Source organism: Pseudomonas sp. NPDC078700, assembly GCF_044542375.1.
Taxonomy (GTDB): domain Bacteria; phylum Pseudomonadota; class Gammaproteobacteria; order Pseudomonadales; family Pseudomonadaceae; genus Aquipseudomonas.
The window spans coordinates 674025-700204 of sequence record NZ_JBITUI010000004.1 but is presented as its reverse complement, the minus strand read 5'-3'; the positions used below and the strand labels follow the sequence as shown (position 1 = coordinate 700204).

At 53.3% G+C, this 26180-nt stretch carries 19 protein-coding genes; 8 read left to right on the top strand and 11 right to left on the bottom strand.

Features of this window, described 5'->3' with window-relative positions; genetic code table 11:
* Nucleotides 1-187: 187 nt before the first annotated feature.
* The 9 genes from pelG to ACIGCM_RS17310 form a co-directional block, all read right to left on the bottom strand.
* Nucleotides 188-1558: an exopolysaccharide Pel transporter PelG gene (gene pelG / locus ACIGCM_RS17350; RefSeq protein ID WP_397503306.1), complete on the bottom strand. Its 1371-nt coding sequence runs from the start codon at nt 1556-1558 to the stop codon at nt 188-190.
* Nucleotide 1559: 1 nt separating this feature from the next.
* The gene (gene pelF / locus ACIGCM_RS17345; protein ID WP_397503305.1) at nt 1560-3089 is read right to left on the bottom strand and encodes a GT4 family glycosyltransferase PelF; all 1530 of its coding nucleotides are present in this window, start codon (nt 3087-3089) and stop codon (nt 1560-1562) included.
* Complete coding sequence (locus ACIGCM_RS17340) at nt 3086-4075, bottom strand: HEAT repeat domain-containing protein (RefSeq protein WP_397503304.1); 990 nt, start codon at nt 4073-4075, stop codon at nt 3086-3088. The genes pelF and ACIGCM_RS17340 overlap by 4 nt, the downstream gene beginning before the upstream one ends.
* Nucleotides 4053-5432 (bottom strand): PelD GGDEF domain-containing protein, encoded by a 1380-nt coding sequence (locus ACIGCM_RS17335; protein ID WP_397503303.1) that lies wholly within the window; start codon nt 5430-5432, stop codon nt 4053-4055. Before ACIGCM_RS17335 ends, ACIGCM_RS17340 begins: the two co-directional genes overlap by 23 nt.
* Nucleotides 5429-5947 (bottom strand): penicillin-binding protein activator LpoB, encoded by a 519-nt coding sequence (locus ACIGCM_RS17330; protein ID WP_397503302.1) that lies wholly within the window; start codon nt 5945-5947, stop codon nt 5429-5431. The genes ACIGCM_RS17335 and ACIGCM_RS17330 overlap by 4 nt, the downstream gene beginning before the upstream one ends.
* A gap of 27 nt (nt 5948-5974) precedes the next feature.
* A complete protein-coding gene (locus ACIGCM_RS17325; RefSeq protein WP_397503301.1) occupies nt 5975-9571 on the bottom strand; it encodes a tetratricopeptide repeat protein in 3597 nt (1198 codons plus the stop codon).
* On the bottom strand, nt 9549-12296 hold the full coding sequence (locus ACIGCM_RS17320; protein ID WP_397503300.1) for an endo alpha-1,4 polygalactosaminidase: 2748 nt from the start codon (nt 12294-12296) through the stop codon (nt 9549-9551). Before ACIGCM_RS17320 ends, ACIGCM_RS17325 begins: the two co-directional genes overlap by 23 nt.
* Nucleotides 12297-12586: 290 nt before the next feature.
* Nucleotides 12587-13810 carry a CaiB/BaiF CoA transferase family protein gene (locus tag ACIGCM_RS17315; protein ID WP_397503299.1) on the bottom strand — a complete coding sequence of 408 codons (1224 nt, stop codon included), beginning with the start codon at nt 13808-13810 and terminating at the stop codon, nt 12587-12589.
* A gap of 102 nt (nt 13811-13912) precedes the next feature.
* Nucleotides 13913-15094, bottom strand: coding sequence for an acyl-CoA dehydrogenase (locus ACIGCM_RS17310; protein WP_397503333.1), 1182 nt, complete (start codon nt 15092-15094; stop codon nt 13913-13915).
* Between the two features lie 335 nt (nt 15095-15429).
* Between ACIGCM_RS17310 and ACIGCM_RS17305 the strand changes: the two genes are divergently transcribed.
* The 4 genes from ACIGCM_RS17305 to ACIGCM_RS17290 all read left to right on the top strand — a co-directional run bounded on the left by ACIGCM_RS17305 (nt 15430) and on the right by ACIGCM_RS17290 (nt 19765).
* Complete coding sequence (locus tag ACIGCM_RS17305; protein WP_397503298.1) at nt 15430-16338, top strand: LysR substrate-binding domain-containing protein; 909 nt, start codon at nt 15430-15432, stop codon at nt 16336-16338.
* A 536-nt stretch (nt 16339-16874) separates the two neighbouring features.
* The gene (locus ACIGCM_RS17300) at nt 16875-17996 is read left to right on the top strand and encodes a Re/Si-specific NAD(P)(+) transhydrogenase subunit alpha (protein WP_397503297.1); all 1122 of its coding nucleotides are present in this window, start codon (nt 16875-16877) and stop codon (nt 17994-17996) included.
* A 12-nt stretch (nt 17997-18008) separates the two neighbouring features.
* Nucleotides 18009-18326, top strand: a complete 318-nt coding sequence (locus ACIGCM_RS17295; RefSeq protein ID WP_087515020.1) for an NAD(P) transhydrogenase subunit alpha — start codon at nt 18009-18011, stop codon at nt 18324-18326.
* Between the two features lie 2 nt (nt 18327-18328).
* A complete protein-coding gene (locus ACIGCM_RS17290; protein ID WP_397503296.1) occupies nt 18329-19765 on the top strand; it encodes an NAD(P)(+) transhydrogenase (Re/Si-specific) subunit beta in 1437 nt (478 codons plus the stop codon).
* A gap of 81 nt (nt 19766-19846) precedes the next feature.
* Here ACIGCM_RS17290 and ACIGCM_RS17285 read toward each other — a convergent pair whose 3' ends face one another.
* Complete coding sequence (locus ACIGCM_RS17285) at nt 19847-20971, bottom strand: TRAP transporter substrate-binding protein (protein ID WP_397503295.1); 1125 nt, start codon at nt 20969-20971, stop codon at nt 19847-19849.
* 192 nt (nt 20972-21163) lie between these two features.
* On the opposite strand from ACIGCM_RS17285, the gene ACIGCM_RS17280 reads away from it, so the two are divergent.
* The 3 genes from ACIGCM_RS17280 (at nt 21164) to ACIGCM_RS17270 (ending at nt 24115) form a co-directional block, all read left to right on the top strand.
* Nucleotides 21164-21709, top strand: a complete 546-nt coding sequence (locus tag ACIGCM_RS17280; RefSeq protein ID WP_397503294.1) for a TRAP transporter small permease subunit — start codon at nt 21164-21166, stop codon at nt 21707-21709.
* On the top strand, nt 21702-23078 hold the full coding sequence (locus ACIGCM_RS17275; protein ID WP_397503293.1) for a TRAP transporter large permease subunit: 1377 nt from the start codon (nt 21702-21704) through the stop codon (nt 23076-23078). Before ACIGCM_RS17280 ends, ACIGCM_RS17275 begins: the two co-directional genes overlap by 8 nt.
* Before the next feature lie 116 nt (nt 23079-23194).
* Entirely contained in the window at nt 23195-24115 is a 921-nt protein-coding gene (locus ACIGCM_RS17270; protein WP_397503292.1) for a D-hexose-6-phosphate mutarotase, read from the top strand.
* An 87-nt stretch (nt 24116-24202) separates the two neighbouring features.
* Here the strand turns inward: ACIGCM_RS17270 and ACIGCM_RS17265 are convergent, their stop codons facing one another.
* Nucleotides 24203-25477, bottom strand: coding sequence for an OmpP1/FadL family transporter (locus tag ACIGCM_RS17265; protein ID WP_397503291.1), 1275 nt, complete (start codon nt 25475-25477; stop codon nt 24203-24205).
* Nucleotides 25478-25902: 425 nt separating this feature from the next.
* On the opposite strand from ACIGCM_RS17265, the gene ACIGCM_RS17260 reads away from it, so the two are divergent.
* Nucleotides 25903-26049 (top strand): hypothetical protein, encoded by a 147-nt coding sequence (locus ACIGCM_RS17260; RefSeq protein WP_397503290.1) that lies wholly within the window; start codon nt 25903-25905, stop codon nt 26047-26049.
* Nucleotides 26050-26180: the final 131 nt, after the last annotated feature.

Genomic DNA, 26180 nt, shown 5'->3' with positions numbered 1-26180 from the left:
ACCCTCTGGAGCCCGGCGCATTCTACACAACTTTCGTTGCTTTGCAACCCCTCTTTTTAAGCTAACTTCTTGTTTTCTAAGAAGTTTTCCGAGAGATCTACGCCGGAAGAGGTGCGCATTATAGGCACCTCAGATTTGCCGTCAAGGCTTTATTCGAAACTATTTCAAATAAAGCCAAAATCAGCCATTAGCGGCTCAACATGAAGGTTTCGTACTCCAAGTCATCAAGGGAGCTGGATAAGCGCCCCAAGCCCAGCAGCACGCAGACCAGCAGAGACAAGGTGAAACCGTAACCAAAGAAGCTAGGCCCCATATAGATGCTTAATAGAGTCAGCGCCGCGTTGAGCACGACAAACAGAATGCACAGCTCAAGCACAATGGCTCGCTTGTCTAGATAGAAGAAGACGTTGAGCAAAGCCATAAAGACCACCTGGATACTTACGCCGATCAAGTCTATATAGAAGAGCGGTAAGTAGTGGCTGGACATACCGAGCCACTCAAGCAGTTGCGGCGCCAGCAGAAACAACAATGTAACGGTCACGCCCTGAACCTTGCAGATCTCCAACAGGCCTTGGCGGATGGACAAAATCATCTGCTCTTTAAGCTGGCCAATATGCTGCAGCGTCTCCCCACCACGAATGGCTACATATAGGCGCTCGTTCCATTCGGCAAAGTCAGTTTCAATCCGCACCAGGAACACCGCCATGCCGGGAATAATCGCCAGGTACGCGAGGAAGATCGGCAGGTCATAGAGAATGGATGCACGCAGCGGCCCAATGACCTGACTTGATGTCGCTGGTGTGAACCAGAAGATGAACTTATCTATCCACACCCCTAGGTTGTAGCAAAGCCCTGTTATCAACAGGCTATAAAAGACCTGCTTGCGTTTGAAGAAATCAAAGGCAACCAATTGCTTTGCAGGGTACTCACGCAAGATATCGAACAAGTACATAAAGAGGAGGCTGGCATGACCTATCAGGAAGGCGAGTAGCAGGCCTTCCATCTTCAAGAAGCGTAGCAGCAGCGCACAGAGCACCATCAGCGAATAACCCGCCAACATCACCAACAAAATGCGGTTATAGGCCTTCATCCCGGATAGGAAAGTAATCACCAACCACAGGTTACACAGTACGACAAAGTTCGATACCACCAGTACGCGATAGGTAAAAGATGTATCGAAGAGCGACGCCAGCACCGCAAAGCCCAAAAAGCCTGCACCTATAGTAACCACCAACAGCATCCCAACCAGATTAGGAAGGATTCTGTCATTGGCCTTTTCAAACAGACGGTCTGAGATAAAGCGGGTAAACATCAGCTGCAACCCGCCAGTGATAATCAGCGAGGTTGCCATCAGGTAGGTGACCGTAATCAGAAATTGCCTGATAAGGAGTTCAGGCACCACGATACCGAGACTGAGCACGCCGATCATCATCACACTGAGAATCGACAGCACCCAAGGACCAGAGCCGATCAACCCAGCATATACATAAGCACGCAAGGTTGAGGTGTAGGAGTCTCGCGAAAGAATCTTACGCAGTTCAAAACCAATGCCAGCCATATCAGTGGGCCCCCATGGCAATAGCATCGTTATAAAGTGTGCGATAGCGCTGCAACATCAGGGTCTCGGTGTAATAGGTGTTAACCCGCTTCAAACCTACGGCCTGGGCAGCATGCCAACGAGATGAGTCAGTAAGGAGGCTGACAATCGCTCGGGACGTTGCTTGTGGGTCTGCAATGGCAACCACCTCCCCGGCACGACCTAATGCCCGATCCTCTCCCTCGGCGCCTTCAATCAGCTCGCGGCAAGAACCCACATCACTGCTCACAACCGGTGTGCCTGCAGCCCACGCCTCAAGAATCACCAAGGGTTGAGCTTCACTGATAGAAGTCAGGACCATCATGCCGAGATTGGGCAGCAACTCGCGAATATTGCGATAGCCTAGGAACTTCACTTTGTCCTGCAAGCCAAGGCTGACTACCAGGCTATGGCACTCATTGGCGTACTCTGGATCTTCTTCTTCGGGTCCCACAATCCAGCCTTCTGCATCCGGAATGGCACTGACCACCCCACGCATTGCCCGGATAAAGGTTTTCACATCCTTAATCGGCACTACCCGCCCAATCAAACCGACGATGGGAGGAATGCCAGCCGGCCGCTGCTCAATCGCATTAGCCCAAGCATCCATCGCAATACCATTCGGAATAACCCGAGCACGTTGCGAATCGGCTCCATCGGCTATCTGGCGCTGACGATTGCCTTCATATAAAGCAGTAATCGGATTGGCCGATCGGTATGCCAGCAACCCAATGCGTTCAAAGAAACGGATCCACAAACGCCGCACGTAGTTTACTTCGGAGTCAATTCCGGTTTTCAACGCTTCGTCAGGGCTGTCGGAGATCCAGCTCGCCTGGGCCAAGTCGATCTTGCGCTCCTTGGTATAAATACCGTGCTCACTGAGCACATAGGCGCAATTCCAGCGTGACTGCAAAATACTGCCCAACAAACCCGCATAGCCAGTGGAAATTGAGTGCAGTGCGCGCGCCCGGGGCATGCGCATGGCCGCATCACACAGCATCATCAACGGCGCCTGCATTGTCCGCAGCGTCCAAAAATAATTGACAAAAGAAGGGTCGCTGCAGTGGTTGCTATAGCCTTCGGTTACCGCATCCCAACTGGCGCGACTGTGCAGTACATCATCTAAGGTCACATTGCCTGCAGCGAGAATCTCAAGTACTTGCTCGCCCTGCTCAACCAGCGGTTCATTCGGGTGATGAAAAAATTCGTGTAGAGCATTGATCTCGGCTCTTGGCCCTTCCCGCTTGGCCGACATCACTGCACGGCCCGCGGTCCATGAGCTTTCCAGAAAATGTTCTTCAATGTGCACGACGTTCGGCGGGATGGCATATTGGCGCTTGGTGTACGCACTTTGCTGCCCACCAATGAAAAACACCGAGAATGTCAGTTCAGGCAAGCCAAGGATCAGTTGATTGACCCAACTGGAAACGCCTCCGCGAACATAAGGCCAAGTGCCCTCTAGCAGCAAACAGATATCAGCAACGGGCGCTGTATCAAGCGCTTTATTCTTCATAACCAGTATCTCGCCAGCGCACCAAAGGGTGGGCGACTGAGGGTTTCACTAGACAGCTGAGACAACTGCATTGGCACATCAGCATAACGTCCCTGCATAAATGCAATCTCAGCCTTAAATGGAGCAATTTTTTCTTGCGCAAGACCTGCAGCTTCGGCTGCCCTTAAGTGGCCACTCGCCATGTCTAACAAACCTTGCTCCATCGCAACCCGAGCTGCCAGCAAGTGCATATCGTCACCGGCACCCAAACTCAATGCGAGCTCAACATGGTCGCGCGCCTGATTGAGCACATGCTCAAGCACACTGCCTTGGGCCAACCCCATATAAGCAAGCTCCCAGTACCAGCGAGCCAGAGTTGAATGCAATGAGGCGTGCTCAGCCTTTGGCGCATTTTGCAGTTGGGTAAGCGTTTTCTCGATTCGCTGGTTAATCTGACTTTCTTGCTGATCGAGCATCGAGTATGCAAGCAAACGCACGTCATCTGCGGGATCGCGCAAGGCCAGTTTGAGAATTGGGATAGAGTCCTTACCACTCATTCGGCGCGTGGCCATCAACGCCATAGTGCGACGCTCAGGGCTTGGCGCGTGGCGTAATACATCCTGCAGACCGCCATCGTTGAACATCAAGTCACGGCCGAGTTCTTGCGCCCGAAACGGCAACTCAGGCACCCCCATTGACTGCCAGACTTGGGGCTTCAGCCGCCTAGGTAGATAAAGCGCCGGGAATACCGCCAAGATCACACCCAAAGTACCAAGAATAGGTATGAAGAACGCCAGGCTAAAGAGCACCAGCGGACTCCATGGCAGTGGGAATTTATAACGACGAGGCAGCAGCAACCACACACCGGCACTGAGCATTAAACTCGCCAAACCATGCGCAGTGACATAAAGCAGCGTGGCTTCAACTGTGGATAAATTTTCAAGGAAAGCAGCAAAGCTGCTCAGCTCGAACAGTATCGCCCCGCTAAATAGCCACTTGCTGATCATTGATCCCACACTCATTAAACAGAAAACGCCGCAAGCTTTCGCTCCCGCCCTGGCCATCAATATCGAACTCGCGGATCTGAATGCCCAACGAATCGAAGCTCTGATCTAAACCATATCGCTCATGAATAATGTTATTAAGCCGGGTCAGATAACCCTGACCGCCATCTGCAGACGTGAGCGGCAGCAGTACCAGCACACAGTCGTGACCGCGCCCGTTGATGGTAAGTAATTGCACGTCGAGACCACGACGGCTGTCCTGGATCAGGCGTAACAACGCATCATGATGTTCGCTTGGACTGGCCTCGATCACAAACATGTGCGCTTCAAGGTCATGCTCAATAGCGTCATTCAGCGAGCGCTTAAGCTGCATGCTGAAGTCTTGAGCATCCATGTCTGTCAGCTGTAAAGTTTGCGCATCGGTTTGCAGCATGTCTGCGATATGCCCGCAGAGGATCATCAGCAAACTGAGTACCCGCTGGGTAAAGGAGAAGAAAGGCATTTGCTCAACGGCCAGCAAAGCCACAATGCGATCTTCGGTATCCATCAGTGGAATACAAACCTGATATTGCGAATGGAGACGATGCTCACCACGCTCCATCAATTCTTCACGCACGCTGACCAATTGGCCTTGCGCTAAACACTGTTCGACCAGCAAATCACCGGCGAGCATAGGTTGCACTTCGCCCATGCTACTCAGTGGTTTGAGCACTACGGTTTTACTATCTTTGACCAAGTGCAGGCTGGCCACACGGAACGATCCATATTGTGCCAGCAACGTCAGAATGGACTCGGCCAGCACCGAAATATCCATACCATTGCGTGGCAACTCACGCATTTTTGCCCGCAGCCCCAGCAGTGAACTGCGCAAGCTTTGATCGTTGCCCGCAACGCGCTTCTCCAAACGATCATGGGAAATACGCAGGATGTAATGGGCGCGAGTAAATTCATCAAGGCGCAACTGGCGGTATTCATTGGCCAGATTAAGACGCTCCAGACGACGCTCCCAGATGTCGCGAAACTCACCGATGAGCATCGCGCTAATCAACACACCGACGACAAATGATGTAGGTAACTGCTGATAAAGCTCCAGACCATTGGCTCGATAAGCAAAAAGCGCAGCGACGATGATCAAAGCACTGATCAAGCCACGCATAAAGCCGTAACGAACAGCCATCAGCAACGGCGCGAGGATCAGCCACGGGAATGAGCCATGCACCAACAATGGATCCGCGGGTGACAGCCAATAACCGAGCGCAATTGCTACCACGCTGATTAATAGGGTTTCGATCCAGGAGACCTGGCCACTGGCGCGGGGCGCGAGGGCAAAGTCCTTGTGAGCAGACTCAGTTGCCATCATTCAACCTGTAATTCGCCGACCAGTTCACGCAGGACTTTTTGAGTGGTACCCGCCAAGCTCTCGCGCGACCAACCGGCACGAGCGCCGCTGTTGCTCCAGAGCACGCGACCTGTTGCAGGCTCAAGAACCTGCAAGCTCAGACCTACAGCAGGCTCACCATCAAGGCCACTCTTGTACTGCCATTCTTCAACGCTACCACTGATCACGTAGTCCAAACCTTGTTTACGGGCCCAGTTAAGCGCCTCATCAAGACGAGTACGATCATCAAGCAGTGGCAGTTCACTTTGTACACTTGCCGGGTAAAGACGTGGGTGCAGGCCTTCTTCATTCAACACACTGAGCAAAATTTGCTCACTGCGCTGACCCGCTTGAGGCGCTTGCGAATAGTTAACTAACGGCAGAACGCCCCACTGCGCATCACGGGGAAACACCTGGCCATCAGGTGTGGTGAAGCTTGAACAGCCTGATACCGCGACAACCACGGCCAACAAGGCCAGCTTGCGAATACTCAACATTGTCAGTTCCTCCATTTAAATCTATGTTCAGCGCCCAAAACGGGTGCTGTAAGTAATTGCTGCCGTACCGCCTGCTTCACCATCACCGTTTTGCGGTGCCGATTGATACCCCATGGAAAATGCCAGCTCATCATCACCAATCACCTCCATGCCTAGGCCCGTACTGATGGCGTAGTTAACTTCCTGATCAACCCACTGCCAGCCTGCTTGCATGTCTACAAACCAGGTGTACTGTGGATGACTGCGATTCAATGAACCGGGTAAGCCGCGCTGAAAACTTGTACCTACGTACAACTGGCCATAACGCTCTTCAAGCAAGGTTTCAGGAGTTGCGCCCTCAACATCTAGGGCACCACCAGATAAACCAGACGCATTTGCATTAGCGGCGGAAGTCAGTAAATCGTCAGGCAAGCTGTTTTCCAGGCTATTGCTCTGATAGTCGACGCCAGTGCGCAGCACCCAAGCAGGCCCGGCGAAAAATAGTGTGTGGTTGTATTCGAGGTTGTACTTCTGACCCGAGCCGATGTCATCGCCTTGACGGGTTTTGTAGTACTGCTGGCCAACCGACCAAGCAATCTGGTCACGGGCGCTGATGTTATGTTGGCCGCCGACGGTCAAGCCATCACGCATACCCAAAGCACGCAGCAAACCACTTTCATCTGCTTCACGGTGGTAATCCAGGTCAAAGCGCAGCAAATCGCCAGAGGTTAGTTGCAAGGTGCGAAACAGACCAAAACCGAAACGGTCTTCATCGTCACGCCAGCTGGCATCCAGCTCGATGCCAAACAGCCCATTGTCCATTGCCCGCTGCAATGTCAGCTCAGCGTTGCGCTCATTGCCAATAACGCTTTCATCCAGGCTTTGCGAGTCATAGCGACCATCGAACAAATCAAGTCGCGCATACCAGTCGTCGGTGAGATTGCTGGCAATTGCAGCGCGTGCGCCTTTTAACTTAAGGCCGCCAAAGTCTTCGCTCTGCCAGCCCACCTGAGCGCCTTGTGGTGTCGCCTCAATAATACCGGCTGCCGAAGCCCTAAGCTGGTTGCTGACAGACTCTGGATACTCATTCGAGATATGGCTTAATGCATACGCATGGGCCTGGCTGTTCTTCCCCAGCGCAGTAAGTACTTCAGTTTCTTGCAAAGGATCCAAACCGCCTTTATCCAGCTCAGCCTGCAAGCGCGTGCGATTAAGGGTACGTACAGCTTCGCTGAGCTGCTCATAACGCTCAATCTTTAAACCCTGGCCACCCGCCCACGCCAGCCACTGACCATTAATATCGGCCTGACCGTTTGCGCTGAGCTGGGCGGTGTATTGCTCAAACCAAACTTGCAGCATCGCTTTAGAGCCACCTTCAAGCTTAGTGGCTTGTGCGGTCGCCGCACTCTGTGAATGGGTGCTGCTGAGTAAACGTAAGTAAGTGCGTAATGTATCCGGATCAGTTGGCAGTGTTTGTGCCAGCATTTGCTTAATCAACTTATTGCGTAAACGCAACGCTGCTTCCTTGTAACCTGCACTCTCAAGCGCATCTGCATAACTTGCGTTGACGAGTTGGTCGCCCGGATGGGACTGCAAATAAAGCTTAAACCAAGCCAGCGCTCGCTCGGTTCGGTTGAGCATTAAATTGGCAGTGGCAAAGGGCAGCCACATGATGCCGTCAGCCCGTGCAATGGCTTGCCACTTACCCAGTGACTGCTCAATATCTGCACGGCGACCTTGGTCGATGTACAGCCATAATAGTTGTCCACGGAACGAGTTCCATGTTGGAAACTTGCTGAGGGCTTGCACAAAAATACGTTCGGCTGCGGCGCTGTCGCCTGCACGCATAGCCAGTTGCGCTCTAGCACTCCAGAGCTGCGGCAGTTGTTCGGTTTCCGGTACAGCCTTGGCACTCTCAACGAGCGATGCGTACAGCTCCCATTCGCCCAGTTCTTCAGCCAATTCCAGAGCACTGATCAATCGACTCGGCTTATGGCGTGCATTCCAATATGAAACCAGCAGCGCTAAAGCTCTTGGCGGATCTGTTTGCAGATAAATGTTAAACAACTGCTCTCGATCAGAGCTGTATAGCGGTGCATTAAGCGCAACTAATTGCTCGTATGCGTACTCAGTATCCCGATCATCCCCCAATACCCACGCCAACTCGGCGCGAACACGCCAATACTCAACATTAGTAATTTTCTCAGCATGGGCATTCTTAGCGGATAACACACGCCACGCGGACTCTTCATCAAAGAGCTTCCAGTGCGCTTGCGCCCAACTGACTCGGGCGTCAGTTGAAATACCAAAACGCTTATCCATTTGCGCCAGGACCTCAGTTTCTGCCGCAAATTGCTGGGTACGCTCCAGCAATTGCTGCAATCGCACCCAGGCAAGTTCGTGACTAGGTTGCGCTTTTATGTAGCTGCGCAACCACGCCTCTTCTGCCTCAGGTTCACCCAATGACTCATAGCTATACACCAGAGAGTCGAGCTCTTGAGTGGTCAACTCGCGCATTTCGCCCAAGGTCACCAGTAGCGGAATGGCCCGCTCAAACTCGAATAACTGTGTTGCCAAGCGCCATGACCGCTCCCGGATAGTCGGGTCTTCCATAAGACCGAGCAAATGCTCCCAATAGCCCAGCGCCTCAATCGAGTGGCCACTCCACTCACCCAATTGCCCCATAGTACTCAGTAGCTTGGAGTTATCCGGCTCCATCGCTATCAACATCTGCCCCAACGGCCAGGCTGCCTCAATATCACCAGAGGCCATGCGCAGATCAAACTCCGCCTTGATTGCCCGCCTGTCATCAGGCTGCTGATCACGCCAAGCCCGCACAAACTTCTCTGCGAGGTCATAGCGGTTACTCCCCAATGCAGCGTGAAATCCTTCATCTAGCAGGTCTGTATCGTCCCCACTCAGTTCGGTTAAATGCTCACTGAGAAAGAGTGCCGCCTCGCTCTCTTGGGCTGCACCGCGCAGAGCCAGTAGGGTCTGATAGATCAACTCAAGACGCTTATCTGGCGCACTCACATCATCAAGCAGTTGTTCGTACACCTCGGCTGCGCGTGCAGGATCGGCACCCGCGAGGAACCACTTTGCCGCCTGCTCAAGCCATTCATTTTTCTTCTCTGGTTGACGCTTGGCCAGCTCAAGGTAAATAGGGGCTGCTACATCCGGTGCCCCAAGAGAAAGGGCATAGTTGGCTTGCCGCTTAATCTGCTCGCGGCTCAAGTTAACAATCGGTATAGATCGCATCCGCGCAATCAAATCAGCCTTGTTTGCCGCAGCGATTCCGTCAGGTTGCGAAAGCGCTTTCAACGTATCGAGTTCCAACTCGAAGAAGCTTTTCAGAGTGGGGACTGAAACAGGCAATTCATCAATGTGCCGTAGCGCATCATCGTATCTGCCCAACTCAATCAACTGGCCGATCAACGTTTCGCGCAGCTCTTGATTATCGGGATCAGCCTTGAGCAATAGTTCGGCATAGTTAATCGAAACAGCATCCGGCTTACCCTCATCGGGCAAGAACACATCCTTGCCCGAAAAGCTGACAACCAATAGCCCCCCGATTAAGACGGCAATCAGTAACAATATCCATGGGCTCAGTAAGCGAGTCTTTTTAACGACAGGTGAGCTGCGCATCTTTCACCTGTGTTTTATCAATATTGAACTGCCAAAGGCCATCAACCGCTTTAGCTACATAACGTTTACCCGCTAACTCAAGTGAGCACGCCGCTTTAGCGCGGACACTGAATTGCAGTGGAAACTGCCCGGAGAATGAAACTCGTACCGTTTTATCATCCTGATACACCCAATCATTCAGCGGAATATTGGCCTCTTCTAACGCAGGGCGTGGGTCGCGGGTGTTGCGCATCTTCAATAGCGGAAACTCGCTGCTGAAATGAACATAGCGGCCTTGCGGTAAATCCCGAACACCGGCAACACCTTCAGAAAGTCCTAAGTCAGGCCAGCCCATTGCCGGATCAATCCGCACAGTACGTAACTTGTCCAACCCGCGAAACTGCCAGCGACCATCGTTGAGCTGGGCGATACTGGTCTGATACAAACCACGCATCCGTGGAATGTAATCACTCATCCAAAGCGAAATTGGATGCTCCGCTTGCATCGAGCGGTAAATCTCGTCCATGACCTTAATCGAGGCCTGCTTGGTTCCGGAGTAGAAGTGGTAATACAGGTGCAGTCCGCGCAACCTTCTCGGCTTGTCGGTCAATGCAAAGGTCTGCATCACATCGCGAAAACCGTAATAAGGACCGTGCCAGAGGTTGGTGTAGACGTTCTCATTGATAACAGGCGCGTAATACTGAACGCCACCAGCACTGGGTTTTATCAACGGATAAAGATTGGTAAGCGAAGGGAATGCATTGGTCAGCGCCGTGTTACCGCCATTCACATTGGTCAAACCTTTGTCATAGGCCAACTTGATAGTAGCGGCATCCGGAATAGCATCACCCGACCAGAAAATCATTTTTACCGGTTTCTCGGGTGTGGTTAATCGCTCATTGATGTAATCCGTTGAGCCGATAACTTCACGCTTGAAATCAATTTTCTTGTAGCCTGGAATGGCCATCATAAAGCCGTAATCTGGGTCAAAATCCTCACGTTTACTCGCGTCTTCCGGGCGCCAGAAGAACGGGTGACTAAAGGTATGAGTGGCCACTTCGACCTTATCTTCGGCAAAAATCCTACGCGCAATTGGCTCCAACTCAGCCGACAAATGTGGATACATACCCTTTGGCCCAACTTCGCCCTCGATAACCGAAACCGAGGTCAAAAAGTCATGGGGTTTGATAAAGCTATTGAGTACTTCTTCACCCGCGTAAGGACTACCTGGAACCTCGGCTCGCGACACAAAACCATCACCGTCGATATGCACAGTCGCAACACGCCGACCGTTCTCTGTGGTGACATCGGGGCGAGGCATGGTCTCTAGCTTTAAAGTACGCTGCAAAAATGCAAAGGGATCAACAATCCAACGCTTTTGATCGGGAATGCTTTCAAGCACAAACGGTCCGAGGGCAATGCCGCCCCATTCGCCCAGCGCCACAGGCGTATATAACTCATCAGCATCACTGACGGTCAGCGCAGGCTTAGGCCCATTGGGCAATACACTAACCGGTACAAACTCACGCGTGCGCATCTTCACCGGCGCTTCAAAACTACCCAGCAGAGTCTTGTCATACTCAACCAGCTTGGCATTCTTACTGACCACAGCAGTACTAAGACGCAAACCAAGACGACTCAAGAGTTGCGGATCAGCAATGGGTAGACCCATGAAAAAAGCCAGCGGAACATGTTCATCAAGGCGCTGATTGATCCACCTGTTGAACTCACTTGACTGCACAGGCGGCCCTGTATTCATCCAAGTGATCACTCCAGCATAGAGGCCTGTTGCGGGGCGTGCGGGCAGTTCGTCTGCAACCAAATAATCGACGCGATACCCCAAGTACTCGAGCAAGCCTCCGAGGACATTGAAACCAGCCGACTGATTTAACGGGCCTTCACGCAGGTCATAAATCAGCGCAATTCGACGTGGCTTGACCTCAATCGAACTGATGCCCAAGTAATTCAAGTCAGGCATGGTCACAAAAGGGATAAAGCCTTCACCTTGCAGCTGCTTGGCGAGTTTACGCGCTTCATCACGACGCTCTGCGGGCAGATAATCGATAGCAACCAGCGGTATCCCCTGTTCACGCAATGGCTTGAGATGCCCTTCCAACCACTCACGATCACTCGCTGGGACCTCACGATAGCTGCGCGCTGTTGGATTCCAACCGGCATGAATCGATTCAACTGCGACGGCTGCGGCCACGCCCTTCAGCTCAGGCAGCACTTCAAAGCCGCGGTTAAAGAACAGCTTCAGGCCAGGCTCTTGCTTGGCCAATTGTTTGAGGAAATCGCGCAAGGCAACGCGCTCAGCTTCTTGCTGATCTTTTGGCAACAACTGGAAGCTATCAAGGGTATCGAGGAAAAGTCCGCTGTAGCCTTGGGCTTTGAGCGCTTTCGCGCGTTGCAGTAGATGATTGCGCCAGACGTCTGAGCTGAGTCGCATAACTTGGCTCTGCCAAGCATCGTTGCGCGTTGGGCTGGCCCCAGGTTGCAGGCTTTGGTTTTGCAGGTGGTTTAGATCACCATCGAATTCGCCCACAGATAAATAGGCAAAAGGCTGAGAGCCTTGATCACGCAGAAACTTAACGTCGTTTGAGGTGAGGTGAGCGGGCTCGACCACAGCCCAGTCAAACTGAGCAAGCTCAGCCAAGGGCGGGGAAACTGCATACCAAAAAACCACGCTTTTAGGCGCTTGCGGCAGAGCCACTGCATAACCAGATGACAGCAGGCAGCCGCACATTAGTAGATGCTGGAATTTGGCAATCAGCCTGAAAGTCGAGCTAAGCAGTGATGAAAAGAATGAGACGGTCAAAATTACTGCAGATCGAATACAACTAAAACTAATCATCTACAGCCCTGTAGGAAATTATCCGTCTAAAAGAAATTAGATTAGGCGTTATTTCCACAGGCGTGAAATTAAATTAAAAAAAAACTGTCTAAGTGTTCCGCAAAAAAACAGTCGCCATTATATTGGCATTACATCAAGCAGTGGAGATAGGAAGCTTTCGCTAAGCGTCTAGTAAATATCTTCTAAAGCACTGCATCTTCACGCAGCGCCTGTAACTCTTCAGCAGTCAGCCCTAACCATTGCTGCAACACGCGCTCGGTGTGCTCACCCAATAGTGGCGGTGCATTTCGGTACTGCACTGGCGTTTCGGATAGCCTTATTGGGCTTGCGACTTGCGGTACTGAACCAGCGAGCGGGTGTGGCAAGTCAATCTGCAAACCACGGGCGATCACCTGTGGATCAGCAAACACTTGCTGCACATCATTGACCGGGCCGCATGGGACGCTCGCCGCTTCTAAATCTGAAACCCACTGCGCAGTTGATCTAAACACCGTGACCTGACGTATCAGCGGGATTAACTCTGCCCGGTGTGCGACCCTGGCCTGATTAGTGGTAAACCGTGGGTCATCGGCCCACTCAGGCTTACCCGCGACTTCACAAAATTTCCTGAACTGACCATCGTTCCCCACCGTTAGGATGAGGTCGCCGTCAGCTGTCGGGAAATCCTGGTATGGCACGATATTAGGGTGTGCATTGCCCAAGCGCTGCGGCGCTGTTCCGGTTGTCAGGTAGTTCATCGCCTGATTCGCCAAGCAGGCGACCTGCACATCCAGCAGCGCCATATCAATGTGCTGCCCCTGCCCTGTCTCACCGCGACTGGAGAGCGCAGCCAAAATGGCCGAGGTGGAATATAAGCCGGTCATGATATCGGTCAGCGCCACACCGACCTTCACCGGCCCGGCACCCTCTTGACCATCCGGGCGACCCGTCAGGCTCATCAGCCCGCCCAACCCCTGAATCATGAAGTCGTAACCCGCACGCTTTGCATAGGGCCCGGTCTGGCCAAAACCAGTTATAGAGCAATAAATCAATCGTGGATTAAGCACTTTCAGGCTCGCGTAATCGAGACCATAAGCAGCCAGCCCTCCGACTTTGAAGTTCTCGATCAGCACATCCGACTTGGCCGCCAGTTCACGAATCAATTGCTGGCCGCGGGGCTGGGTGAAATCGATGGTAACCGACTGCTTATTACGATTAGCACTGAGGTAGTAGGCGGCCTCGGAGGTATTCTCGCCCGCCTCAGTCTGCAGGAACGGAGGCCCCCAATGACGCGTGTCATCACCCAAACCCGGACGCTCGACTTTGATCACCTCTGCCCCGAGATCGGCGAGGATCTGCCCCGCCCAAGGTCCAGCCAGTACACGAGACAGATCAAGAACACGCAGATGCGACAGTGCACCGGACATAACAGACTCCGTGGATGAGGCTAGACACAACCAAAAGCACGCATCAAAAGGCGCATGCAGCCAGCAGAAAAGACGTTGACCGCCTTTCCTGCATGCAGCAAATCAGAAGAATGCCTGAATACCGGTTTGCGCCCGACCCAGAATAAGCGCGTGAACATCGTGGGTGCCTTCATAGGTGTTAACCACTTCAAGGTTCACCAAATGCCGGGCCACACCGAACTCATCGCTGATGCCATTACCACCGAGCATGTCACGCGCCATCCGCGCGATTTCCAGGGATTTGCCACAACTATTGCGCTTCATAATTGAGGTGATCTCGACTGCCGCAGTGCCCTCATCCTTCATACGCCCCAGACGCAGGCAACCCTGCAGCGCCAAGGTGATTTCAGTCTGCATATCGGCCAATTTCTTCTGTACCAACTGCGTCGCAGCCAGCGGACGACCGAACTGTTGCCGGTCCAGGGTGTATTGGCGTGCAGTGTGCCAGCAGAACTCAGCCGCACCCAAAGCGCCCCAACTGATGCCATAACGTGCAGAGTTAAGGCAGGTGAACGGGCCTTTAAGGCCGCGCACGTCCGGGAAGGCATTAACTTCAGGAACGAATACATTGTCCATCACGATTTCGCCGGTGATTGATGCGCGCAGACCAACCTTGCCGTGAATCGCGGGGGTGCTGAGCCCCTCCCAACCTTTCTCCAGAACAAAACCGCGAATCTCGCCAGCATCATCTTTGGCCCAAACGACAAAGACATCGGCGATCGGACTGTTAGTGATCCACATTTTGCTGCCGCTAATGCGATAGCCGCCTTCAACTTTCTTCGCTCGGGTGATCATCGCACCAGGATCAGAACCGTGATTGGGCTCGGTCAGGCCAAAGCAACCGATGTATTCACCGCTGGCCAGCTTCGGCAGGTACTTTTGCCGGGTCTCCTCATTACCGAACTCGTAAATCGGCACCATCACCAAGGACGACTGCACGCTCATCATCGAACGGTAGCCCGAATCAATTCGCTCTACTTCACGAGCGATCAGACCATAGCTTACATAGTTGAGACCGCTACCACCGTAAGCTTCGGGAATAGTCGCGCCCAGCAAACCGGTTTCACCCATTTCACGAAAAATAGCCGGATCAGTTTGCTCATTGCGGAAAGCTTCGAGCACACGCGGCGCTAACTTGTCATCGGCAAACTGCTGGGCGCTATCGCGCACCATGCGTTCTTCTTCGGTGAGTTGCTGATCCAGCAGCAGGGGGTCGATCCAGTTAAAGCTTGCCTTGGCCATCAGGTAATCCTCAGTTCAGCGAAGGAGCGCAGCCATGGCAACGCTCCACCTATAATCGTCTGGACTGATCCTAGACCCGCAAGACCCATGAGACAAACGAGTATTTCGCACTAACCTGTGCATAATAGTCACTCCGTAACCGCTCCCTCGAAACCTCACATATTACTAACTGGGCGGGTTAGAAAGCTTAGGCTGCACCTGATAGCGCCTGTTTAGCCACAACTGGACAGGCATTCGACCCAGGTGTTACTCAAGCGAAATCATGGCACAGAGTAACTTTCCAGCATGTTGCCAAGAGAAACGCGCCAACACAGAGCTCAGCTACCGGACCGACACCCATGCGCCGAAAAATACCCAGCACTACAGCGCTGATTGCGTTCGAGTCAGCCGCACGACATCAGAGCTTTACCAAAGCGGCGCAGGAACTTGCACTGACGCAGAGCGCAATTTGCCGTCAGATCGCCGGGCTTGAGGCGTTTCTTAACGTTGAGTTGTTTCGCCGCTCAAGACGCGGGGTCGTATTAACTGAGGCGGGTGCGTCCTACTCACGCCGTGTTGCCAGTCAGCTGGATGCAGTGGAGCGCGATACGTTGGCAGTGATAGGTCAACAGGGCGCTATAACCATTGAGCTAGCCGTTGTGCCGACATTTGGCACCCAGTGGCTACTGCCTCGACTGAAGGAGTTTCAGCACCTACATCCACAAGTTACGGTTAACTTGACCAATCGCACGCGACCTTTTCTGTTTGCCGATACCGATTTTGATGCTGCAATTTATTTTGGGGATGGCGACTGGTCTGGTACAGCGTCCTATCGATTGATGCGCGAAAACTCAATGCCGGTGTGCAGCCCGGCTTTACTCGACGGACGCAAACAGCTTTCGGCCGATGAACTGGCGACCCTGCCCTTGCTCCAGCAAACGACCCGTCCTTATGGCTGGCGTCAGTGGTTCAATGCCCAGGGAATGGCTGTCGCGCGCGACATGAGTGGGCCCCGCTACGAGCTTTTTTCGATGCTTGCGCAAGCGGCTATTCACGAGATGGGCATAGCCCTCATACCGCCATTTCTAATTGAACGCGAATTAAGTGAAGACCGACTCATTATTGCGTCCCCCTACAGTTACCCGAGCGAAAAGGCTTATTTTCTTATCATTCCCGAGCGCAAAGCCGAGTCGGCCGCACTGCAAGCACTGCGCGACTGGCTTATTGAGCAAACGAAGGCGTACGCCCAACGCTGTGGACTGGAATAAATGACAGCGTTCGAACTATTTTCGCTATTTGTTATGCCTTACGAGCCTGCCTCAATCGGGCCAAAGCCTTTTAAATCAGTGGACAACATCAACAAGCTGACCTCGTAGTCAACAACTGTAGCAGCTACAGAGCAGCCCTCTCCAGAGCCCTCCAAGTGTTGCGTTTTTTGCACACTAAAGGTCGCAACTGCGCTAGTTCAGCGGTATTAGCTCAAATTACACTGCGAACCATTGATCTGCTGAATCGCAAATTATTTCAGCCGCGTCGAGCTATGTGAGAACCATTTAAAATCATCACAAACGCCCTATTTTCAGGGCTTTAACAGCAACTACTGGCCGTATAGTCATCTGGTGACCTGTAGTTACTACAATGTTTTATTACAGAACGTCTTGAAGGCCCCGCGCTTCACCTGCAAAATGCCGACCCCGCTAAATACTTGAAGCGATACTTAAGCGGGATTGTGCTGATCCTCCCCTCGCCCGCATGCCAACGTAGCGTCCGGGTTCACAAAAAAAGATCACGCAGGAGATTTGAAGTGCACATCGGTGTTCCTCTCGAAACCCATGCCGGCGAGACGCGCGTAGCTGCGACTCCCGAGACCATTAAGAAACTGATTGGCCAAGGCCATCAGGTAACAGTACAAAGTGGCGCGGGCATTAGTGCCAGCGTAACTGATGCAGCCTATGAAGCTGCAGGCGCAACCATTGGCAGCGATAACGAGGCCTTTGGCGCTGAACTTGTACTCAAAGTGGTCGCCCCAACTGAAGCTGAACTTGCGCTGATGAAATCCGGGGCCGTTCTGGTTGGCATGCTCAACCCGTTCAGCAACGAAACCATCGCCCTGATGAATGCTCGCGGCATTACCGCCTTTGCCCTTGAAGCTGCGCCGCGTACCTCACGCGCACAAAGCCTTGATGTGCTTTCATCGCAAGCCAACATTGCTGGCTATAAAGCCGTGCTGCTCGCTGCACATCATTACCCACGCTTTATGCCGATGTTGATGACCGCTGCCGGTACCGTTAAGGCCGCGCGGATTCTGATTCTTGGTGCTGGCGTTGCAGGCCTGCAGGCTATCGCAACAGCCAAGCGCCTGGGTGCGGTGATTGAGGCTTCAGATGTGCGTCCTGCGGTTAAGGAGCAAATCGAGTCGTTGGGCGCCAAGTTTGTCGATGTGCCTTTCGAGACCGATGAAGAACGCGATGCAGCACAGGGTGTTGGTGGTTACGCCCGCCCGATGCCAGCCTCGTGGATGGAGCGCCAGGCCAAAGCGGTGCACGAACGCGCCAAGCAGGCCGATATCGTTATCACCACAGCTCTGATTCCGGGCCGCAAGGCACCGATTCTGCTGCATGAAGCGACCGTACAAGAAATGAAGCCCGGCTCGGTGATCATCGACCTCGCTGCAGCTCAAGGCGGTAACTGCCCACTGACGGAAGCCGAGCAAGTGGTGGTCAAGCATGGCGTGACCATCGTCGGCCACAGCAATCTTGCGGCCTTAGTACCGGCGGATGCTTCGGCACTGTACGCACGCAACCTGCTCGACTTCCTCAAGTTGGTCCTCGACAAAGACGGCCAATTCAACGTCAACCTAGAAGACGACATCGTCGCCGCATGCCTGATGTGCCGCGACGGTGAAATCGTCCGCAGCAACGGCTAAAGGAGTAGAGACATGGAAATTTCCGACGGTATCTACAACCTGATCATTTTTGTGCTGGCGATTTATGTCGGCTACCACGTGGTCTGGAACGTCACCCCGGCACTGCACACACCGCTGATGGCGGTTACCAACGCTATTTCGGCCATTGTGATTGTCGGCGCCATGCTGGCCGCTGCACTGACTGTGACCCCGTTTGGCAAGTTCATGGGCACCATGGCCGTCGCTCTGGCTGCGGTGAATGTTTTCGGTGGTTTCTTGGTCACCCGACGCATGCTCGAAATGTTCAAGAAGAAGGCGCCTAAAGCAGCCGCGCCGACGGAGAAACACTGATCATGAGCATGAACCTAATCACTGTTCTCTACCTGATCGCCTCGATCTGCTTTATTCAGGCACTTAAAGGCCTGTCGCATCCAACCACCTCACGCCGCGGCAATTTGTTCGGCATGATCGGTATGGGCTTGGCTGTCATCACCACTATCGCCCTGATGTACAAACTCAGCGCCGAAGCGGAAACACCGGGTATCGGTTACGTACTCCTTGGACTATTGGCGGGCGGCACTGCCGGCTCGATCATGGCCAAGCGCGTTGAAATGACCAAGATGCCCGAGCTGGTTGCTTTCATGCACAGCATGATTGGTCTGGCAGCGGTGTTTATTGCAATTGCAGCCGTAGTTGAGCCGCAGTCACTGGGTATCGTTGCAGCCCTTGGCGATGCCATCCCTGCCGGTAACCGTCTAGAACTGTTCCTTGGTGCAGCCATCGGTGCAGTGACCTTCTCCGGTTCGGTCATCGCCTTCGGCAAGCTGTCTGGCAAATACAAGTTCCGCCTGTTCCAAGGCGCACCGGTATCGTTCAGCGGCCAGCACAAGCTCAACCTGATTGTGGGTATCGCGATTCTGGTATTGGGCTTGTACTTCACCTTTACCGGCAGCCTCACCGCCTTCACTTTGCTGCTGATTCTGGCGTTCATTATCGGCGTGCTGATCATCATTCCGATTGGCGGCGCAGACATGCCGGTTGTGGTGTCGATGCTCAACAGCTACTCAGGCTGGGCTGCTGCTGGTATCGGCTTCTCACTGAACAACTCGATGCTGATCATCGCAGGTTCGTTGGTGGGTTCGAGCGGCGCGATTCTGTCTTACATCATGTGCAAGGCAATGAACCGCTCGTTCTTCAATGTGATCCTCGGTGGCTTCGGTGCCGAAGCGGATGCAGGTCCTGCAACCGGCAGCAAAGAACAGCGTCCGGTTAAATCGGGCTCAAGTGACGATGCCGCCTTCTTGCTGACCAATGCCGACACTGTGGTTATCGTGCCGGGTTACGGCTTGGCAGTCGCCCGCGCCCAGCATGCATTGATGGAGCTGGCTGAAAAACTGACCCATCGCGGTGTCACCGTTAAGTACGCCATTCACCCGGTTGCCGGTCGTATGCCTGGCCATATGAACGTGTTGCTGGCTGAGGCCGAAGTGCCTTACGAGCAAGTGTTCGAGATGGAAGACATCAACTCCGAGTTCGGCCAGACTGACGTGGTGCTGGTGTTAGGCGCCAACGACGTGGTTAACCCCGCGGCGAAAAACGATCCGAAGTCGCCGATTGCCGGCATGCCGATTCTTGAGGCTTACAAAGCCAAGACCGTCATCGTCAACAAGCGCTCGATGGCCAGCGGCTACGCCGGGCTCGACAATGAACTGTTCTACCTCGACAAGACCATGATGGTGTTTGGCGATGCCAAGAAAGTTATTGAAGACATGGTTAAAGCCGTCGACTAAGCGTAAAGCACTTACTTAGCCTAATAAAAACGCCGGCTCAGTTGCCGGCGTTTTTATTTCAACTACAAACAGCCCCCGGTATTAGCCACGGATGTTGTAGATGTCCTTCTCGTTAGCTTCGGCGTACTCATAAAGACGCTCGAGATAGGCCTTCTGCTGCGCCCATACCTTGGTCGCGGCAGGGTCGGCGGCAGCACTGGCATCAACCACTTCCGCCGCAATGCCTTTAAGCTTGGCCAAGACATCGTCAGGCAGACGACGTACTTCAACGCCCTCTTTCTTCAGCTGCTCCATGGATTCCATGTTGCGTGCGTTGTAGTCGTCAAGCATGTCGCCGTTGATATCGCGAGCAGCTGCACGCACGATTGCTTGCAGGTCCGCTGGCAAGGTTTCCCAAGCCTTGATGTTGATGTCGAGCTCGAAGGTTACGTTCGGCTCCTGCCAACCTGGGGTGTAATAGTACTTAGCCGCTTTTTGCAGACCCAGTGCCTGGTCGTTGTATGGGCCAATCCACTCGGTGGCATCAATTGCACCGGTTTGCAGTGCGGTGAAAATTTCCCCCGCCGGCATATTGACCACTGTACCGCCCATTTTGGTCAGTACTTCGCCGCCCAGACCCGGCGTACGCATTTTCAGGCCTTTAAAGTCATCAACCGAGTTGATTTCTTTGTTGAACCAGCCAGCTGTCTGCACCCCAGTTGCGCCGCAGGCCATTGGCAGCACGCCGAACGGCTTGTAAACCTCCTCCCACAACGCAAGGCCACCGCCCCTGTGCAGCCAAGCATTCATTTCCTGCGCATTAGGCCCAAATGGCAGAGCACAGAAGAATTGCGCAGCTGGCACTTTGCCTTTCCAGTAGTAAGGGGCACCGTGGCCCATCTCTGCAGTACCGCGCGAAACCGCATCGAATACTTCCAGAGCAGGAACCAACTCACCCGCCGCATAGACTTTAACGGTCAAGCGGCCTTTACTCATTTCATTAACCAGCTTGGCGAAATTTTCTGCGCCTACGCCAACACCGGGGAAATTTTTTGGCCAAGAAGTGACCATTTTCCAGTGGAACGTTTCTCCACCAGCGCCTTCTTGGGGCTTGGCAGCGCTGCCAGCAGCGACTTCTTTGCTGCAATCAGCTTCTTTGTTACAACCCGCCAACGCAGTGGCGGCAAGGCCTACACCAGCTGCAGCGAGTATTTGACGACGTTTCATGCAATGCTCCTTCTTGTTGTATTGGTCTTACCACAGGATCACTGTCAGCAGACCGCGCCTAAGTAACATAGGGCGAAGTGACTCTCAAGCCTAGTGGATGCGACTAAAGTTGTAGTGCCATTGCTGCATTTGCTCGAGCTGCCTAGAATCACCGACCTGCCGCTTACTTACCCATAACGATAAGGACTCACCATGTCCGACAAGCCTCCACTTTTGCTCCACCTTGCGCGCATTATCGATGCGCTGAACAAACGCTTTGGCCAAGCCTGCGCCTGGCTCACCGCATTTCTTGTCTTCGGAACCGCCATTGTAGTCATCCTACGCTACGGTTTCGGAATCGGTGCCACAGCTTTGCAAGAAGCTGTTTTGTATGCTCACGCCCTAGTCTTCATGGGTGCATCCGCCTGGACGCTGCAACGCAACGCACACGTGCGTGTGGATATCTTTTATCAGAAGTTCAGCGTCAAGCGCCAAGCAGTGGTCGATATTCTCGGCACGCTGCTATTCCTCTTGCCGCTTTGCCTGTTTCTGGGCTGGAGCAGCTGGGACTACGTGGCCAATTCCTGGGCGACAAAAGAGGCATCCAGTGAAACCGGTGGCCTGCACTTCGTCTACTTACAAAAAAGCATCATTCTGATTTTGGTGGTCTGCCTGGTTCTGCAAGGAATCTCCGACATCATTAAAGCTGTTTACATGCTCGCCGGTCATTTGCCCGAGCCGGAGGTGAAGCATGGTTGAGTTAATGCCGATTCTGCTGTTTATCTGTATTTGTGCGGCGCTGATGGCCGGTTATCCGGTCGCATTTACCCTGGGTGGCGTATCCCTGCTGTTCGCCGGTATTGGTATCGTCACTGGCACTTTCGACCCCACCTACCTCAGCGCATTGCCCAACCGTCTATTCGGCATCATGAATAACCAGACGATGCTGGCGGTGCCGCTTTTCGTGTTTATGGGGGTGATGCTGGAGAAGTCCAGGGTTGCCGAAGACCTGCTCGAATCCATGTCGCGACTGTTCGGCACCCTGCGCGGTGGCTTGGCGATCTCGGTGTGTGTGGTAGGTGCATTACTCGCCGCCAGCACCGGTATTGTCGGCGCGACAGTGGTGACCATGGGCTTGCTTGCGCTGCCAACCATGTTGCGCCGTGGCTATGACCCCGCCATCGCGACCGGTACTTTGGCTGCAACGGGTACTTTGGGGCAGATCATCCCGCCTTCAATCGTCCTGGTATTGCTCGGTGACGTGATGTCCAGCGCCTACCAGCAAGCACAGTTGAAGATGGGCATCTTCTCGCCAAAAACCGTTTCGGTCGGTGACTTGTTCGTCGGTGCATTTCTGCCAGGCATGTTGCTGGTGGGCATGTATATCCTCTACATCATCGGTGTGGCGATTTTCCAACCGAAGAAGCTACCTGCGCTGCCACAGGAAGAGCTTGGCCCGATTGAGTGGGGCAAGCTTGCCAATGCCCTGATCCCTCCGCTGATCCTCATTGCTGCAGTGCTCGGCTCGATTCTAGCCGGTTATGCCACACCGACTGAAGCAGCGGCTCTTGGCGCCCTGGGTGCGATGATTCTGGCGACACTGAAAGGCAAGCTGAACTTCACCAAGGTCAAGGAAGTCGCGTACGGCACCACTGAGATCAGCGCCATGGTGTTCATGATCCTGATTGGCGCATCGCTGTTTTCTCTGGTTTTCCGTGGCTTCGGCGGCGAAATATTGATTGAGGAAGTCTTCGCGCAATTGCCAGGTGGCGTGCTCGGTGCATTCTTCCTCGTGATGGTGGTGATCTTCTTCCTCGGCTTCATTCTCGACTTCATCGAGATCACCTTCGTGGTGGTGCCGATTGTGGGGCCGGTATTGATGGCCATGGGCTTAGATCCAATCTGGCTGGGGGTCATGATTGCACTTAACCTGCAGACATCATTCCTCACGCCGCCGTTTGGCTTCGCGCTGTTCTACCTGCGCGGTGTCACGCCTGCATCAGTGGCAACCAGTACCATCTACAAGGGTGTGCTGCCGTTTATTCTGATTCAGATCATTCTTCTGGTCATCGCTTACATCTTCCCGGGGCTGATCACTTGGCTACCGGAGCAGGTGTACGGCAACTAACGCTGCAGTGCTTGGTCAAAACGCCCGTACTTGTTACGGGCGTTTTGCATTCGGCTGGGGCAACGAGTCCGACAGCCCTGCAAATCCATCTTCAACTCGTTACCACAGGAAAACTGATGACCACTGCAAGCGTTGAACGTATCGAAATGGGTTCACTGACCTGCTGGAGCCTGTGCTTCAACAACAGCAAACTGCTGATTGCAGAACAAGGCGCTCAAATTCTCAGCTATGGAAACGAAGGCGAGCCACCCATCATCTGGCTCAGCGAGCAGGCTGAACTAAAACCCGGCAATAGTCAGCGCGGCGGTGTACCTGTGTGCTGGCCATGGTTCGGCGACTTACTACGCAATCCGCAAACCGTTCAGGCCATGCACCAACAACCACAGCAGGCGGGTGCACACGGCCTTGTACGCAGCATTGACTGGACGCTGGAGGGCGTTGAGCAACTGGAGGAAGCCGTCAGCATCACTTTTTGCTACAACAGCCTTGAGCAGCCTCTAGCGCATTGGCCGCACGCAGCAGAACTGTCGCTGACCCTGCGCCTGGGTGAACGCCTGAGTATCAGCTTGGTATGTCGCAACATTGGCCAACAACCACTGGCGTTCAGCCAGGCCCTGCATAGCTACTTCGCGGTAAGTGATATCCATCAGGTAAGCGTCGAAGGCCTGCAAGACTGCGACTACATCGAAACCCTGGAAGACTGGCAGTTGCGTAAGCAGTCCGGAGCCGTGCACTTCAACGGAGAGACCGACCGCATCTACCTGAAGCCTTCGGCCAAACTTCAAGTGATTGACCCACTCTGGCAACGCACCATCAATCTGCTCAGCAGCGGCTCGCAATCCGCCGTCGTCTGGAACCCCTGGATAGACAAAGCACAGCGCTTATCGCAATTCGATAACGCTGCCTGGCAACAGATGCTTTGCATTGAGCACGCCAATGTTCTGGATGACATCGTCACCCTGGCCCCAGAAGGTGAACATAGATTGAGCGTTGATATCTGGCTGGATAAACAACTGACCCATCAAGCACTTGTGTAGGGCAATCAAGCGCATATTGACCTGGGCGCGGTCATGACGATGACCGCGCCAGGGCGAAACAATCAAGCCTGCAACCGGCCGCAAGATTTAAAAACGCCAGGTCGCGCCACCACCGAGAACATGAATCGCCGCTTTTTTGTATTCGCCAGAGATGGTGTCACCGTTGCGCTTACTCTGTTCAATACTCAAATCATCCATCCATATCAAGGTGTAGTTGAGGTTGACCGACATACTTTCATCGATCTTATAGTTCAGGCCGGTCGCAAAGCGCCAGGCAGCACCAACCGGCACGTCAACGGTGCGGTCGTCATCATCCACAGACGATGTGTCATAGCCAACGCCCATATTGATGCGCAGTTTGTCTGTCATTTGATTTTGCGCACCCGCCGATAAATGCCAGGTATCTTTATATTTGCGGTCAACTTGTCGCGTCACCGAAGAGCCATCCGGGTTGCCGTCGACTTCAACACCGATCTGGCCGAACTCACTCCAGTCCTGCCAGCCCACGCTCCCCAATAATGTCCAGTGATCAGATACCTGATGGGAAATACTCGCCAAGGCATACTGCGGAATGGTCATGTCGACATTTAGTTGATCAGCATTGATACGGCCCAAGGCAGCATTGAGCAGTGGGTTGCTGATGTCATTGAACTCGGGCTGGTCATCAAACTTAAATTTGACCGAACTGACGTAGGACAACCCCAAGCGCGTGCGATCACTCAAGTCATACATAAGCCCGGCAGTGACTCCCAATCCCCAGTCCGTGTCCTGGTATTTCAGTTGGCCATCATCCGCGTTACCGAGGCCAAGGGGGTTGTTGTTGACCGCCACCTCGGTGAGGAACCGGCCGAACACCACGCGCGGACCAAAACCGACGGAAAGATCATCGGTGAGCTTGTATGACAGCGTAGGCTGAAAAGCGATACCAATAATCGATGACTTTTGGGTGAAGTAACGCCCCGCCCAGTCGTCATCATATTTCACCGCCAGACCAAAATTACCCACCATCCCGATGCCAACAGTGGCGCGGTCGTTAATTTGGTGGCTGGCAAAAATACTGCCTCCCGGGAAATACTTCAGGGCATTGCCGCCCTCATTGCCGTCAAAGTCGTTATCGTCATCACGAGAGAATTTGATGTGGCCCAACATCGCTTGGCCGTTGGCGTTGACCTGATTCCCTTTCAGGGCCGTTAAACCAGCGGGGTTGTTCATCAGAATGCTGGGGTCCGTGGTCAGTACTGCAGCACCTGCGTTAGCCAAACCGGCTCCCTCTTGCCCTACCTCATAGACCATAATGCCGCCCGCCCAAACATTCCCTGCAACGCCCAACAGCGCGATAGACGATAAAGCTTTGCGCAACATGTTTGGATATCCTTATATCTGTAATCAAATAGCTATTCGATTGTGTTTGCTAGGTAGCAGGCCAACACTCCGGTTCTCAACTGCCCACGGGCTATGCCTAGAGAACCTCTGAAAAACTACTGCGCTAGGTATTACGGCGTTAAAAATCTGCTCAAAATGCTCATTTAGGACAACTAAACTGCGCTTTTTCGCATCTTTTTGCCTTGTACTCCCGTCGCTCGCTACCTTTTTCAGAGGATCCCTAGAGAACCGCCCCCTTATTGGTTGCTTACATTTTAGGATAAAACATAGTCAAGAACGGCGACTTTACCCAACCTTATTTGCACTAAATTTATAAATGAGTTCTGCTGCCCAGCCAACGGCACACTGCATCTCGGGCTAACTCCGTTCCGATAGGCATTTGCCGCCGCGCAATTCACTTTCCCATGCAAACCATCCTTGTTATCGGCTATGTCTGGCCAGAACCCCGCTCATCCGCCGATGGGAGCAGGATGATGGAGCTGTTCTGTGCGCAACATTGGCAGGTCACCTTCACCAGTGCCGCAGCGCTTTCAGACACCGGACAGGTTTAAACGCGCAAGGTATTGCAGCGTAATAATAGAGGACAATTTTTCTAGCTGAGGTTTTGAATAAAGGTGGGTTGCCTCTATTGTTGCTCAAAGGGATACCGCCAGTAACGAATGTAGTTGGCGTTTAGCCTGCG

What these genes read in the sequence shown, in the direction of transcription:
- pelG (WP_397503306.1), bottom strand. Translation starts at nt 1,558, where the DNA reads ATGGCTGGCATTGGTTTTGAACTGCGTAAGATTCTTTCGCGAGACTCC.
- pelF (WP_397503305.1), bottom strand. Translation starts at nt 3,089, where the DNA reads ATGAAGAATAAAGCGCTTGATACAGCGCCCGTTGCTGATATCTGTTTG.
- ACIGCM_RS17340 (WP_397503304.1), bottom strand. Translation starts at nt 4,075, where the DNA reads ATGATCAGCAAGTGGCTATTTAGCGGGGCGATACTGTTCGAGCTGAGC.
- ACIGCM_RS17335 (WP_397503303.1), bottom strand. Translation starts at nt 5,432, where the DNA reads ATGATGGCAACTGAGTCTGCTCACAAGGACTTTGCCCTCGCGCCCCGC.
- ACIGCM_RS17330 (WP_397503302.1), bottom strand. Translation starts at nt 5,947, where the DNA reads ATGTTGAGTATTCGCAAGCTGGCCTTGTTGGCCGTGGTTGTCGCGGTA.
- ACIGCM_RS17325 (WP_397503301.1), bottom strand. Translation starts at nt 9,571, where the DNA reads ATGCGCAGCTCACCTGTCGTTAAAAAGACTCGCTTACTGAGCCCATGG.
- ACIGCM_RS17320 (WP_397503300.1), bottom strand. Translation starts at nt 12,296, where the DNA reads ATGTGCGGCTGCCTGCTGTCATCTGGTTATGCAGTGGCTCTGCCGCAA.
- ACIGCM_RS17315 (WP_397503299.1), bottom strand. Translation starts at nt 13,810, where the DNA reads ATGTCCGGTGCACTGTCGCATCTGCGTGTTCTTGATCTGTCTCGTGTA.
- ACIGCM_RS17305 (WP_397503298.1), top strand. Translation starts at nt 15,430, where the DNA reads ATGCGCCGAAAAATACCCAGCACTACAGCGCTGATTGCGTTCGAGTCA.
- ACIGCM_RS17295 (WP_087515020.1), top strand. Translation starts at nt 18,009, where the DNA reads ATGGAAATTTCCGACGGTATCTACAACCTGATCATTTTTGTGCTGGCG.
- ACIGCM_RS17290 (WP_397503296.1), top strand. Translation starts at nt 18,329, where the DNA reads ATGAGCATGAACCTAATCACTGTTCTCTACCTGATCGCCTCGATCTGC.
- ACIGCM_RS17285 (WP_397503295.1), bottom strand. Translation starts at nt 20,971, where the DNA reads ATGAAACGTCGTCAAATACTCGCTGCAGCTGGTGTAGGCCTTGCCGCC.
- ACIGCM_RS17280 (WP_397503294.1), top strand. Translation starts at nt 21,164, where the DNA reads ATGTCCGACAAGCCTCCACTTTTGCTCCACCTTGCGCGCATTATCGAT.
- ACIGCM_RS17275 (WP_397503293.1), top strand. Translation starts at nt 21,702, where the DNA reads ATGGTTGAGTTAATGCCGATTCTGCTGTTTATCTGTATTTGTGCGGCG.
- ACIGCM_RS17270 (WP_397503292.1), top strand. Translation starts at nt 23,195, where the DNA reads ATGACCACTGCAAGCGTTGAACGTATCGAAATGGGTTCACTGACCTGC.
- ACIGCM_RS17265 (WP_397503291.1), bottom strand. Translation starts at nt 25,477, where the DNA reads ATGTTGCGCAAAGCTTTATCGTCTATCGCGCTGTTGGGCGTTGCAGGG.
- ACIGCM_RS17260 (WP_397503290.1), top strand. Translation starts at nt 25,903, where the DNA reads ATGCAAACCATCCTTGTTATCGGCTATGTCTGGCCAGAACCCCGCTCA.